This is a genomic window from Methylothermaceae bacteria B42 (assembly GCA_001566965.1).
GTDB lineage: Bacteria > Pseudomonadota > Gammaproteobacteria > Methylococcales > Methylothermaceae > Methylohalobius.
In genome coordinates, this window is sequence record LSNW01000014.1 from 167,532 (window position 1) to 181,051 (window position 13,520).

General features: G+C 52.1%; 14 protein-coding genes and 1 other annotated feature. Of the genes, 7 read left to right on the forward strand and 7 right to left on the reverse strand.

Annotated elements, in window-relative coordinates; translation table 11 throughout:
* Window positions 1–107 precede the first annotated feature (107 nt).
* Window positions 108–1,148, reverse strand: coding sequence for a phosphate ABC transporter substrate-binding protein (locus tag AXA67_07470; GenBank protein ID KXJ41057.1), 1,041 nt, complete (start codon window positions 1,146–1,148; stop codon window positions 108–110).
* A 327-nt stretch (window positions 1,149–1,475) separates the two neighbouring features.
* Between AXA67_07470 and AXA67_07475 the strand changes: the two genes are divergently transcribed.
* Window positions 1,476–3,242, forward strand: coding sequence for a hypothetical protein (locus AXA67_07475; GenBank protein KXJ41058.1), 1,767 nt, complete (start codon window positions 1,476–1,478; stop codon window positions 3,240–3,242).
* 130 nt (window positions 3,243–3,372) lie between these two features.
* Here AXA67_07475 and AXA67_07480 read toward each other — a convergent pair whose 3' ends face one another.
* The 5 genes from AXA67_07480 to AXA67_07500 are packed head-to-tail and all read right to left on the reverse strand — an operon-like array spanning window position 3,373 to window position 8,057.
* Window positions 3,373–3,834, reverse strand: a complete 462-nt coding sequence (locus AXA67_07480; GenBank protein KXJ41059.1) for a hypothetical protein — start codon at window positions 3,832–3,834, stop codon at window positions 3,373–3,375.
* Entirely contained in the window at window positions 3,831–6,473 is a 2,643-nt protein-coding gene (gene pepN / locus AXA67_07485) for an aminopeptidase N (protein ID KXJ41060.1), read from the reverse strand. The genes AXA67_07480 and pepN overlap by 4 nt, the downstream gene beginning before the upstream one ends.
* The gene (locus AXA67_07490) at window positions 6,463–6,834 is read right to left on the reverse strand and encodes a hypothetical protein (protein KXJ41061.1); all 372 of its coding nucleotides are present in this window, start codon (window positions 6,832–6,834) and stop codon (window positions 6,463–6,465) included. The genes pepN and AXA67_07490 overlap by 11 nt, the downstream gene beginning before the upstream one ends.
* Before the next feature lie 4 nt (window positions 6,835–6,838).
* Window positions 6,839–7,519: a hypothetical protein gene (locus tag AXA67_07495; GenBank protein ID KXJ41062.1), complete on the reverse strand. Its 681-nt coding sequence runs from the start codon at window positions 7,517–7,519 to the stop codon at window positions 6,839–6,841.
* Between the two features lie 19 nt (window positions 7,520–7,538).
* Complete coding sequence (locus AXA67_07500; GenBank protein KXJ41063.1) at window positions 7,539–8,057, reverse strand: molybdenum cofactor biosynthesis protein; 519 nt, start codon at window positions 8,055–8,057, stop codon at window positions 7,539–7,541.
* A gap of 33 nt (window positions 8,058–8,090) precedes the next feature.
* On the opposite strand from AXA67_07500, the gene AXA67_07505 reads away from it, so the two are divergent.
* Complete coding sequence (locus AXA67_07505) at window positions 8,091–8,381, forward strand: hypothetical protein (protein ID KXJ41064.1); 291 nt, start codon at window positions 8,091–8,093, stop codon at window positions 8,379–8,381.
* A gap of 90 nt (window positions 8,382–8,471) precedes the next feature.
* Here the strand turns inward: AXA67_07505 and AXA67_07510 are convergent, their stop codons facing one another.
* Entirely contained in the window at window positions 8,472–10,325 is a 1,854-nt protein-coding gene (locus AXA67_07510) for a phosphomethylpyrimidine synthase ThiC (GenBank protein KXJ41065.1), read from the reverse strand.
* A gap of 25 nt (window positions 10,326–10,350) precedes the next feature.
* Window positions 10,351–10,454 (reverse strand) — a binding site (TPP riboswitch).
* A gap of 220 nt (window positions 10,455–10,674) precedes the next feature.
* Between AXA67_07510 and AXA67_07515 the strand changes: the two genes are divergently transcribed.
* The 5 genes from AXA67_07515 (at window position 10,675) to AXA67_07535 (ending at window position 13,469) form a co-directional block, all read left to right on the forward strand.
* Entirely contained in the window at window positions 10,675–11,412 is a 738-nt protein-coding gene (locus AXA67_07515; protein ID KXJ41066.1) for a hypothetical protein, read from the forward strand.
* A gap of 24 nt (window positions 11,413–11,436) precedes the next feature.
* Entirely contained in the window at window positions 11,437–12,243 is an 807-nt protein-coding gene (locus tag AXA67_07520; protein ID KXJ41067.1) for a septum site-determining protein MinD, read from the forward strand.
* Between the two features lie 4 nt (window positions 12,244–12,247).
* Window positions 12,248–12,526 carry a cell division topological specificity factor gene (locus AXA67_07525; GenBank protein ID KXJ41068.1) on the forward strand — a complete coding sequence of 93 codons (279 nt, stop codon included), beginning with the start codon at window positions 12,248–12,250 and terminating at the stop codon, window positions 12,524–12,526.
* A gap of 137 nt (window positions 12,527–12,663) precedes the next feature.
* Window positions 12,664–12,867 (forward strand): hypothetical protein, encoded by a 204-nt coding sequence (locus AXA67_07530; GenBank protein ID KXJ41124.1) that lies wholly within the window; start codon window positions 12,664–12,666, stop codon window positions 12,865–12,867.
* Window positions 12,868–12,923: 56 nt separating this feature from the next.
* On the forward strand, window positions 12,924–13,469 hold the full coding sequence (locus tag AXA67_07535) for a hypothetical protein (GenBank protein ID KXJ41069.1): 546 nt from the start codon (window positions 12,924–12,926) through the stop codon (window positions 13,467–13,469).
* Window positions 13,470–13,520 lie beyond the last annotated feature (51 nt).

Here is a 13,520-nt window from a genome sequence, read left to right on the forward strand (position 1 = left end):
ATAACCTACAACCTGCTTTGTTTGTACAAGCAGTTTAGAAACGTATTTAGCGGGCGAGTGTTCATGGCACTGGCCCGCCATTTTACACGGTTTTTGTCTCGCGGGATTTACAGGGACTTTAACGGGATTAGTTTCAAGGCGATCTTACGATAGTGCATGCGCTCTTCTTCCGGCATGGGAATCAGGCCCTTGTCGGTCAGGTAGCCTTCTTCTCCCCAGGCTTTCTCGCTGGTATATTCCTGCAAGAATTCCTTGATGCCCGGGATAACCCCCACATGGGCTTTTTTGACATAGATGAAAAGCGGGCGGGAAACGGGATAAGTTCCATCAGCGATATTTTCAAAAGTCGGCTCCACGCCGTTGACAGTCGCGCCAGCCACCAGATCGATGTTTTGGTCCAGAAAACTGAAGCCGAAGATTCCCAGGGTAGTGGGGTCGGCTTCCAGCTTGCGGACAATCAACGTATCGTTTTCCCCCGCTTCGATGTACGCGCCATCTTCGCGGATGGTATGGCAGATTTCCTTGAACTTATGCTTGTCTTCTTTTTTGATGGCCTTGATCCAGTCAAAGGTTTTACAGCCTCCTTCCATTGCCAGCTCGACAAAAGCATCGCGGGTGCCCGAAGTGGGTGGCGGACCATATACCCGAATCACTTGGTTGGGCAGCTTAGGATCTATTTGATTCCATTTTTGATAAGGGTTGGGAATCAGTTTGTTGCCACCTTTGGGGTCAGGCACTTTTTTTGCCAGTGCCAACCAGACTTGCTCTAGCGTCAGATTCCAAGGTTTGGCTTTGCGTGAGTAAGCGATGACAATGCCATCGTAGCCAATTTTAATCTCAACAATGTCTTTCACTCCATTTTTTTGGCAACGTTCGAATTCCGATGGCTTGATCCGGCGGGAAGCGTCCTCGATATCGGGATGTTTGACCCCAACCCCTTCGCAAAAAAGCTTCATCCCACCACCAGTACCGGTGGATTCTACCTTGGGAGTAGGGAACTTGGTGGCTTTGCCAAAGTGTTCGGCCACAGTGGTGGTGAAAGGATAAACCGTCGAAGAGCCGACCGCGTAGATGTAATCTCTTCCGGCAGCCTGGAGGTTGAAGGCCAGCGCAGCCAGCAGAATTAAGGAGAATCCTGACCATTTCATAGGTGCTTTCCTCTTAAGTTCAACAATAAGAAATCATGCACAACAATAAGGATTTATAACACGAAAAATGTTACGGCAATGTGACAAGGCGATGGAATTTATCCTGATTGGCATGGAATGCCGTTGTTTTAATAAACAGAAAGTTTAAAAAAAGAAAATAATCCTCTCCGCTCAGCTTGTATTCATGTTTCTTGTTTCGTGTTAGATTTATTTTTTCTGGGGGCGTGGTATTTTTTGTCAAAAAACGTTAACTTGCTCGCAACACCTTTTCGGGTGAACGACTAGGATGTCCCATGGATGAAACGAAAAATATGATGGAGGTTATGGATGAAGCAATGGGATCGAAAGCTATGGATGGTGATTGGATTTGTGAGCTTTTTTAGTGGATGCTCATTGGCGGAGGTAAAGGATTTACAAGCAGTCAGGTGGGGTTCAGAGATCGTTTTCAGAGCTCAATTTAGCCCACAACATTCCCATAAGCAGGTTTTTATCGATGCCGATGGCGATACCTCGACAGGCTATCCGGTGGGCGGTATCGGCGCTGATTACTTGATTGAAGATGATTGGTTTTACCGGTATCAGGGAAGGGGCTGGCGCTGGGATTTTATAGCGGAAGTTCCCATGTCCGAAAATAATGGTCAATCTGTTTGGCGGGTTCCTGCCAAGCTAATCTTTCCGTCCGGGCCGCTATCAATAATTTTTTCGGGTATCGACGACTGGGATTCGCCTGAGCTTTCTTCCGTAATCCGCAGCGGTGAGGCGGTGCTGGTCAGCCATGCGTTGACGCCTTACCAAATGCGAACCCGGCGAGGGAGCGAAAGCGATCAAGGTTTGGATGCCCTGGCCACTAAGGATCAGTCGGGTACCCAGGATAAGTGGGATGACTATATCGAATTCTATCCCGGTGATAAGGGTTACGCGGGCCAGTTCTATTTGAGGCTGCCCAAAGAGGTTAAGGCACGGGATATTATTCACCTCAAGGTCGTCACTAATTACCGGGGCGAACGCAAGAAATACCAGCGCTGGATCTGGAAAATCTATGACTTCAAAGAAAGTCGTTGGCAAATCATAGGAGATAATGGCAGGGCGCCCAATTGGCACTGGAAGTCGTTCACTTTCCCGGTGAACGGCACCCCCTCTCATTACTTCGCTTCAAACGGCCTCGCTAAACTGCGTTATGAAACCTCAAAAGATGTGGATAACAGCCAGCTGGATTTGCTGAAACTGGTGGTGGATTCCATTTCTTCAGATACACAAGAAGATTCGCCGCAACCTGATCCAGAAGAAGGCTCAACACCTTCACAACCGGAAAATCCAGGTTCAGAAGGAAATGATTCAGAACCACCGCAACCGCCCGGACTTCCCGGTGAGTCTTCCCGGTGGATTCCCAGGCCAGGCATGAGTTGGCAATGGCAACTCAGCGGTAAGATTGAAACTTCTGTCGATGCCGATATCTTTGATGTGGATTTGTTTGATACACCCCGAGAGACCATTGACTTACTCCATGCCAAAGGCAGGAAAGTAGTCTGTTATTTCAGCGCGGGCACCTATGAGAATTGGCGCCCGGATAAGTCGAAATTTCCTGACGATGTCATTGGCAGACGGTTGGAAGACTGGGAGGGCGAATCCTGGCTGGATATTCGCCAGATAGATGTATTGCGGCCGATTTTAGCGGCCAGAATGGATTTGGCGAAAGAAAAGCACTGCGACGGTGTGGAGCCCGACAACGTTGATGGTTACGACAATAAAACTGGTTTTCCCTTAAAAGCCGAAGACCAAATCCGCTTCAACCGGATGTTGGCGGAAGAAGCCCATAAACGGGGGCTGCCCATTGCGCTTAAAAATGCCCTGGGATTGATAGAAGCGTTGGAAGGCCACTTTGATTGGGCGCTTAACGAGCAATGTTTCCAATACGATGAATGTGAAATGTTGCAGCCCTTTCTGGATGCGGGCAAGGCAGTATTGGGCGTTTCCTATGTGAGTAAAGGCAAGGCTGGTAAGATCTGCCGCAAGGCCAATCAAATGGGTTTCAGCTGGTTGATCAAAAGGTGGGATCTGGATGCCTGGCGGATGGATTGCCGGAATTATGATTAAAAGCCCATCCCTGCATCACAGAGGCTGCCGCCTTATGTTCAGACTTGTAGCCTCCATGTGGCTATCCAATTGAGGTAGGGTGCGCTTTGCGCACCATGGGTTGGTGTATGGAATGCACCCTACTGGTGGACTATTCAGCAGGCTCATTTCCCTTAATGGATTTGGCGATGACTCTTTCCCGTTGATAAACCAGCACCGCGGAGGTCCGCAAAGCAGCCAGCACCAACAGTAATGCGCTGAGGGAAAGAATCAATTCCACCGTCAATTGCTGCCTGAAAAGCCCGATCATGATGTCCCTGAGCACGGAAACGATCGCGGCGTCGGTAATGAAAGTCAGCCGCAGCCGGTGGACATGGAAATATTCCGCGAGGGAACGGGACAGTTCTATCAACACGAACAGCGACAGCACATCGGTAATCAAATCAATGTAACTGCCTGTTACCGTGCCTTGTTGAAGCAGGGGGTAGAGGTGCAGGAAAAGTTTGCCGGTACCCAGCAAAATAGCCAGGGACAAAAAACCCAGCATGAGGGCGAAAATAATATCGGTAAAGCGAAAAAAATAGCGCAGGGCTATTTGACTGAATCCCTTCAACCTTCCAACGCCTTGTCCACAATTTCAAACAAATCTCTCGACAACTCGGGCGCCTGGCGAATCCTTTGCAATTGTTCCCGCATGAGCTGTTGACGGGTTGGATCATAGCGTTGCCAGGATGCCAGCGGTGTTGCCAGGCGGGCGGCGACTTGGGGATTGATGCGATCGAGCTTGAGCAGGTAATCAGTGAATAGCCGGTAGCCGCTGCCGTCAATAGCGTGAAAGTGAATCGGGTTTTGGCGGGAGAAAACCCCTAGAACCGCCCGCACCCGATTGGGGTTTTTCAGATCAAAATCTCGGTGGGCAAGCAGTGTCTTAATCCGCGCCAATGCGCCAGGCAAGGGAGAGCCTGCTTGGATGGCAAACCACTTGTCAATGACCAGCGCCTCATCTCGCCATTGTTGATAAAAGCTTTCCAGGCAGGTTTCTTGCTGGGGATGAGGATGATGGGCGATGGACTTGAGGGCTGCCAGTTGATCGGTCATATTTCTAGCCTGCTGAAACTGCGCCAAGGCAAGCTGCTGGGTCGCCGGGGTAGCTAATGTGGCCAGATAACCCAAACAGGCGTTTTTGAGCCGCCTGCGGCCTATGGCAACCGCATCGGTATGCAAGGCTTGCTCCGGTGAGTGATGGTTTTGGTAACAGCTGAGAAAATCCTCTTCCAGCATCTTTGCAAGAAATTGCCGGGTGCCTTCGCGGGAATGGAAAATACCTTCCACATCAATCACTTCCATTTGCTCCGCCAGATAGTCATATTCCGGCAGCGTCAACAGTAATGCAGTGTAGGACAGATCGTCCAGGGGGGATTGAAGGAGCAATTGCCTGCCTTCCACCAGACGTGGATCTTTTGCCGGTTGGCGTTGACCTACTTGTTGCAAAATCAATTGCGAGGCCAAAATTTGGCCGGCATCCCAACGATTAAAAGTATCGGTGTCATGACGCCAGAGGAAATACCAGTCTTCCAAAGGACGCTGCATATGCAGTTTAACCGGCGCGGAAAAGCCACGCAGTATCGATACGACCGGGAATTTGGGGATATTGATGAATTGAAAGGATTGTTCCGGTTCGGTCAACGTCAATACCCGGCAGGTGCCGCCTGCGGTTTGTTCGCCGGCTAATTGCAGGGGAATTTCCATGCCATCCGGATCGAGCAAGCCCAAACGCAGGGGAATGGGCAGAGGTTTTTTGTGGGGCTGGCCCGGCGTGGGCGGGCAGGATTGCCGGCAATAAAGGGTCAGAGTTTGAGTTTCTGAATCGTAATTGGTGTCGATGGATACATTGGGCGTGCCGGCTTGAGTGTACCAGCGCATGAACTGGGATAGATCGGTTTGGTTGGCGTCCGCCATCGCCTGCACGAAATCCTCGCAAGTAATCGCGTGGCCGTCATGACGCTCGAAATAAAGGTCCATGCCTCGGCGAAAGCCTGCTTCGCCTAGGAGGGTATGGAGCAGCCGCACCACTTCGGCGCCTTTTTCATATACCGTCATGGTATAGAAGTTGTTGATTTCCAGATAGGAATCGGGACGCACGGGATGGGCCAGGGGGCCTTCGTCTTCGGGAAATTGACGGGTGCGCAAAAGATTGACGTCCTCAATCCGGCGTACCGCGGGCGAACCCTCATCGGCGCTGAATTGCTGTTCGCGGAAGACGGTGAGCCCTTCCTTCAAGCTCAATTGAAACCAGTCGCGGAGGGTGATCCGGTTGCCGGTCCAGTTGTGGAAGTATTCGTGGCCCACCACCGCCAGAATATGTTCATAATCGTCATCGGTGGCGGTTTCGGGCCGGGCCAATATGTATTGGGTATTGAAAAGGTTGAGGCCCTTGTTTTCCATGGCTCCCATGTTGAAATGGCTGACCGCGACGATCATGTAACGGTCCAGGTCATATTCACGGCCGTATTTAAGTTCGTCCCAGCGCATGGCCCGTTTGAGGCTGTCCATGGCATGGGCACATTTGTTCAGATCCTGGCTTTCCACGTAGATTTCCAGGAGAGCCTCGCGCCCGGACTGGGTGGTAAAGGTATCGGTGACTTTTTCCAGATCGCCCGCCACCAGGGCGAATAGATAACTGGGTTTGGGAAAAGGATCGTGCCAGAGGGCGTAATGCCTGCCATCTTCCAGATCGCCTTGTTTCTCAAGATTGCCGTTGGCCAGCAGCACCGGATAGCGTTTTTTATCCGCCCGCAGGGTGACGGTATAACGGGCCATCACATCGGGGCGGTCTGGGAAAAAGGTGATTCGGCGGAAACCTTCCGCCTCGCACTGGGTGCAAAGAATATCATGGGAAACGTAAAGCCCTTCCAGGCGAGTGTTCTCCCGGGGGTGAATAACGACTTCGGTTTCCAGAACAAATTGCTCGGGAACATCGGGTATCACCAGTTTCTCGTCTTCCTGACGATATTGCTGGCCGGTCAACGCCTTGCCATTCATTTTGATGGTGTGTAGTTGCAAGTCCTCACCATTGAGCTCGAGTGGGGGATTTTTTTCTTGGAGCGCGGGGCTGCGGCGTAGAGACAGTAGACTATGGACTCTGGTATCAACAGGGTCCAGATCAAAGGTTAGCTTTACCTCATCCACCAAATAGGCGGGCGGGTGGTAATCTTTCAGGTGAATGGGTTTTGCAGTCACTTCACGAGTCATGGTCCCTCCAAGCACTATAGGCCAGTAACCCCCAGGCCGCTATAAATGCCAGGCCGCCCAATGGGGTAATCATTCCCAGCCAGCCGAAGCCAGTCAATACCAGCAGATACAAACTGCCGCTGAATAAAACAATGCCGGCAATCATCAACCGGGCGCTCCAATGCCAAGCGGCGGAAGGCCGGGAGTAAAGGGCGATTAATCCCAGCCCCAGCCCGTGCCACATCTGGTAATTTACCGCAGTATGCCAAACCGAGAGCATGTTGGGGGTTAAAGTCGCTTTCAGAGCGTGAGCGCCAAAGGCACCCGTGACAACTGCCAATCCGGCAAATAGTGCCGCAAGGGCAAACAAACGGCTATTCATCCTATTACCCAAGGGGCGAGACGCCAAATAACTTGGCATGGCCGTGTAAAAAACCAGCATAAAGCACCAAAGCCAGAACAATCCGCCACCAGCCCAGTTCTTGCCAATTCAACTGCTGGCGCTTTTCCAGAATCGCCTGAAACGGAATTCGGGAGGTTTTGGCGACAAATTCCTGCCATGCATCACCGTATTGTTGTTCGCGTTTTTTATCTATCAAATAGGTTCCGAAGACCGCCAGTATCAAAAAGGTGCTAAAAAAGATCAATGCCGCCAGATCGCCATTGGCGAGCAGATGCAGCAGAGCCCACAAGGCAATGCCCCAAAGCATGGGGTGACGGGTAATCCGAAGAACCCCGCCAGGTTCGATATGAGCTTGTAAAGTCTCTTCCTGGCCCAAGCGAGTGGGGTTTTTGGTGGTAAGTCCGGCAATAATGAAGAAAAACGCCAATGGCATCAAAAGCACTGCCAGATATCTAAATACAGCAGGCTGTCCCCACAGGGCAACGTAGGGAGCCTGGCGCCAGGCATAGACCAGCCAGATGATTCCGAGTAACGCCAAGCTGGCAAAGGCGATACGATAAGGGATTGGGCCGATTCTATCTATGATTTTTTGACGCAAAGGCGTTGCGGCAATACCAAAATGCAGCCCCAGAAAAAAAAGGGAAGCCAAGGTTAATTGCAACATTTTTATTTCCTCCCGTGAATTATTGTTCCTGCAACCTCGGTATCAACTCTACCAGATTACAAGGCCGGGTGCGGTAATCCAATTGGGCTTGAATAATATTATCCCAAGCCGTGGCGCAGGCGTTGCGCGAGCCGGGCAAACAGAAAATGTACGTGCCATTGGCGACTCCCGCAATGGCACGGGACTGAATGGTGGAAGCGCCGATTTCCTGATAGGAGATACTGCGGAAGACTTCGCCAAAGCCGTCCAGGGTTTTATCCAAGAGTGGCATGATAGCCTCAGGCGTGCCGTCACGACCCGTGACCCCGGTGCCCCCGGTGGTCAACACCACTTGAACTTCGGGGTTGGCAATCCAAACGGACACCACAATGCGGATCTGGTAAATGTTGTCAGGAACGATGATTTTATCGGCCACCCGGTGCCCGGCTTTTCGAATCCGATCGCATAAGAGCTTGCCGGAACTGTCGGTTTCTTCGGTGCGGGTATCGGAAACCGTCAGCACCGCAACGTCAAGAGGGATGAAAGGTCGTTTGGACATAATAGGAGATTGGCAGTTGTCAAAGGAAAGAGTATGCTACGGAAAAAATTTCCATGGCAAGTAGAATCTTCAGAAATTATGGCGCGAGTATTTCAAATCCCCCTCAACGAACACCCGGAAATTCTCCTAAACAAAGCCCAGCAAATGGCGCTGGCCAATCAAGTCCATTTTATCGCTGATCAGGTGGAAGGCCATTTTTCAGGCAAAGGGCTGGAAGGCACTTACCGTTTCGAAAATGAAATGATAATCGTCAATGTTGCTAAAAAACCACCATTTATTACCTGGAATATGGTGGAGAAGATGTTGCAGAAGTTTTTTGCATAAATGTTCACCGCAGAGACGTAGAGTTTAAAGAAACCGGGCTTAGCCTAAAATTAATTTTCTCTATGCTCTCCGTATCTCTGCGGTGAGACCCTACACCTTGCGGTAAATCTCCGCCCCGGTTTCCAGGAACTCCTTCGACTTCTCCTTCATCCCCAATTCGATCTCCTGCTCGGCGTAGTCACGCACTTCCTGGCTGATCTTCATGGAGCAGAAGTGGGGGCCGCACATGGAGCAGAAGTGGGCTACCTTGGCCGACTGCTGAGGCAGGGTTTCGTCGTGGAATTCCCGGGCCTTTTCCGGGTCGAGGCTGAGGTTGAATTGGTCCAGCCAGCGGAACTCGAAGCGGGCCTTGGACAGGGCGTTGTCGCGGTACTGGGCCGCCGGATGCCCCTTGGCCAGATCGGCGGCGTGGGCGGCGATCTTGTAGGTGACGATGCCTTCGCGCACGTCTTCCTTGTCCGGCAGTCCCAGGTGTTCCTTGGGGGTGACGTAACAGAGCATCGCTGTGCCGTACCAGCCGATGTTGGCGGCGCCGATGGCGGAGGTGATGTGGTCGTAGCCGGGGGCGATGTCGGTCACCAGCGGCCCCAGGGTGTAGAAGGGGGCCTCGTAACACTCGGCCAGTTCCTTGTCCACGTTCTCCTTCACCAGATGCAGCGGCACGTGGCCGGGGCCCTCGATCATCACCTGGACATCGTGCTTCCAGGCGATCTGCGTCAGTTCCCCCAGGGTCTTGAGTTCGGCGAACTGGGCCTCGTCGTTGGCGTCGGCGATGGAGCCGGGGCGCAGGCCGTCGCCGAGGGAGAAGGCGACGTCGTAGGCCTTCATGATCTCGCAGATTTCCTCGAAGTGGGTGTAGAGGAAGCTCTCCTGATGATGGGCCAGGCACCACTTGGCCATGATCGAGCCGCCGCGGGAGACGATGCCGGTGACCCGGCTGGCGGTCAGCGGGATGTAGGCCAGGCGCACGCCGGCGTGGATGGTGAAGTAGTCGACCCCCTGTTCGGCCTGTTCGATCAGGGTGTCGCGGAAGATCTCCCAGGTCAGCTCCTCGGCCTTGCCGTCCACTTTCTCCAGGGCCTGATAGATGGGCACGGTGCCGACCGGGACCGGCGAGTTGCGGATGATCCACTCGCGGGTTTCGTGAATGTGCTTGCCGGTGGACAGGTCCATGACGGTGTCGGCGCCCCAGCGGATTGCCCACAGCATCTTCTCCACCTCTTCCTCGATGTCGGACACCACCGGCGAATTGCCCAGGTTGGCGTTGACCTTGACGAGGAAATTGCGGCCGATGATCATCGGCTCCGATTCCGGGTGGTTGACGTTGGCCGGGATGATGGCCCGTCCCGCCGCCACTTCCTGGCGCACGAACTCGGGGGTGATTTCCTCGGGCAGATCGGCGCCGAAAGGCTGGCCCTTGTGAATCCGCTGGCCATAGGCTTCCTTCATCGCCTGGAGGTTCTGGTTCTCGCGGATGGCGATGAATTCCATTTCCGGGGTGATGATGCCGCGTTTGGCATAGTGCATTTGGGAGACATTGGCGCCGGATTTCGCGCGGCGGGGAGCCTTTAGGTTTGGAAAACGCAGATGGGCGGTATCGTCATCGTGGAGGCGCTGGCGGCCGTATTCCGAACTTAAGTCGGGTAGTTCTTCGGTATCGCTCCGTTCTTCTATCCACTTGGCGCGCAGCGGCGGCAAGCCCGAGGTCAGGTCGATTTCCAGGTCTGGATCGGTATAGGGGCCGGAAGTGTCATAGACATAAACCGGTGGATTCTCCACCGGGCCTTGCTGGGTTTGGGTCGGCGATTGGTCGATACGGCGCATGGGTATTTTAAGATCTGGCCGGGACCCTGTCAGATAAATCTTAGTGGAAGCGGGGAAGGGCTTGATGGCGGCCTTTTTGGCTTGGACGCTCTGCTGGAATTGTTCTGGAACGGCGCTCATTAGGTCTCTCCTAGCAATGAGGCGCAGGGACAGACCCGAGCTTCCCTACGCCGGTATTAACCGGAATCAGGTTCAAAGGGTGTCTCTCAGCACCGAGTCGGGTCAGTCGGCGCACCCCTAGCCCATTTATGGTAAAAGCTAAAGCATCGGCTGCAGTTTTGCAAGCGCAATTCATAGAGAAATACTCGGGAATTTTGTCCTTGGCAGATTAGGATAGATGATATTCCCGGGTTCCAGATAGATTCTCTGATGAGAGATTTCTCCTTATGTATTTTGTTGATTGGGTAATGATGCTACAATCCACCCATCAAAGAGAACCACTTGCACACTTAGTGCCTTATCCAGCCCAATGACTGCAGACTCTGCCGAACAGAAGCGCTCTCCTGTTGTAGAAATCAAGGGGGGCTCTGTCACTCTGCCGATCGTCAAGTTGTTGGGTACGGATATCACAGCAATCGTTACCCAGCTCAAGCAAAGAGTAAAGCAGTCCCCTGACTTTTTCCGCAGCGCTCCGGTAATGATAGATGCGACAGCGTTGGAAGAAGACGCCTTAATTGATTTAGCGGCCTTGGTGGAGCATTTGCGGGGATTTGAGATGGTGCCCATGGGTATTCGTGGGGGCGGGCCGGATTTGCGGGAGGTCGCGACATCTTTGAAGCTAGCCTTACTCAGTCAGTCATCGGCGCCGGAAGTTCAGCCGCAAAAACCGCCATCTCCCAGACCTGAAAAAAAAGCGCCTAAGCCTGTGGCTTCTGTGCCGGCCACTTCGTTATTGATCGACCAACCGGTACGTTCCGGGCAACGGGTTTACGCCAGAAACTGCGATCTCATCGTCACCGCTCCGGTAAGTTACGGTGCGGAAATTATCGCCGATGGCCATATCCATGTATATGACACTTTGCGGGGGAGAGCGCTAGCGGGGGTGCAAGGCGATACTCATTGCCGGATTTTTTGTCACGATTTACAAGCAGAATTAATATCCATTGCAGGCCACTACCGCATTAGCGAGGACCTGGATGAAAAAGTCCAGGGCAGGCCAGTACAGATTCGCCTGCAGGATACCACTTTGATCATTGATGAAATTTGAAGATAGAGAGTAGGAGGGACATTTGTGGCGAGAATTATTGTAGTCACCTCGGGTAAGGGTGGCGTCGGCAAGACAACCACCAGCGCGGCTCTGGCGATGGGGTTGGCTTTGCGGGGGCACCGAACGGCGGTGGTCGATTTTGACGTTGGTCTGCGTAACCTTGATTTAATCATGGGATGCGAAAGGCGGGTCGTTTATGACTTTATCAACGTGATTAATGAGGAAGCTTCGCTTCGCCAGGCTTTGATCAAGGACAAACGCTGCGAGGATCTATATATTTTGCCGGCCTCCCAAACCCGCGATAAAGATGCTTTGAGTAAAGAAGGGGTTGGAAAGGTATTGGAGGAATTGTCACAAGATTTTGATTATGTCATTTGTGACTCGCCCGCTGGCATAGAAAAGGGTGCTTTTCTGGCCATGTATTATGCCGATGACGCCATTGTCTGCACAAATCCTGAAGTATCTTCCGTGCGGGATGCGGACAGGATGATTGGCATTCTTGCCAGTAAATCCCGCCGCGCTGAGTTAGGCGAAGTGCCGGTGACGGAACATTTACTCCTGACTCGCTATTCTCCAGAACGGGTGAAAAAGGGCGAAATGCTATCGGTGGATGATGTGCTGGAAATTTTGGCTCTGCCTTTATTGGGCGTGATTCCAGAATCTCAAGCGGTTCTGAGTGCATCCAACGAGGGGATCCCCGTTATCTTGGATGAAAAAAGCGATGCTGGGCAGGCCTACCAGGACGCGGTTTCCCGCTATCTGGGAGAGGAGTTACCGCACCGCTTTATCACTGAGAAAAAAGGTCTGTTTGGCCGATTGTTTGGAGGGTGAAATCATGGGGCTATTAGATTATTTCCGCGCTACGCGTCCCAAGAGCGCGCAAACTGCCAAAGAACGTTTGCAAATTCTGGTGGCTCATGAAAGGAGCATGCAGGGGGCGCCCAGTTTTTTGCCTAAAATGCAGCAGGAAATCCTGGCGGTCATTCGCAAATATGTGCAAGTAGACCAGGATGCGGTCACGGTGAATATGGAACAAGATGAAGATCGTGAAATTCTCGAGGTCAATATCGTTTTATCCGAGGATAGTTTGGAAGCATCCGGAGAAACGGTATAAAGAAGGCATTGATTTTTTAGTCGTTGATCAGCAAGTAAAAAGGGGAGAAACGAATGGCTACTCCACAGAACAAGCCGGCGCCAAAACCTCAGAAAAAAAGCCCTTCGGCAGCCAAGGCTGATGTTAAAGCTGCAAAATTGTCAAAGGGCGAGGAAATTGGTGAAGCGGCGGGCAAGGTTTGGCAATGTCTCAACAAATTAGGAGACGTATCGCCTTCCAAGCTTGCTTCTGAAACCGGTCTGAGCACGAAAGAAGTCCAAAGAGCAATAGGCTGGCTTGCGCGCGAAGGAAAGCTTATCATTGAGAGTGACGGACGCACTGAGGTTTTCAGACTCTCATAGAACTTCAGCACGCTCCGCGATAGCAATAAATTATTATGGAAACAGGAGGAGCGGTTATGTGGAAAAAAATCAGTTTAGCGATTGCGTGTACATTGTGTTTAACAAGCACCACAGTGTGGTCGGCCAGTGATGAGGATGTGAAAGACGCGGGTAATGTCCGCATCAAAATCCGACCTGCCCAGCCAGGCCAAGGTGGTATGGGAGGACCCGGCATGGGTGGCCCGGGAATGGGTGGCATGGGTATGCAAGGCGGTGGCCCCGGCATGGCTATGCCAGGTGGAGGGATGATGATGCAGATGCATCAAAAAACCATGGAACGGTTACAGGCTATTGAAACCAAAGTAGATCACCTGGCCAACGAACTTGATCATATTCTCGAGGAACGTGAAAGAAAGCACGAGGAGAAAAAAGAGAAGAAAACCGAAAAGCACAAGCAAGTAATGGATCAGCTGGCAGAATTAGAATCCAAGCTCGAACATTTGAGTAAAGAAATTGATCATATGTATAAAGAGCAGGAAAAGGAATCCCATGAGCTTTTGGAAGCACTCGGAAAGAAGATTGAACATATTTTGAAAGAGCAGGAACAGGAAACCCATCAATAAACATTGCTTAATGAGTGACTGCCAACGCCCCGCATTGTCGGGGCGTTTTTG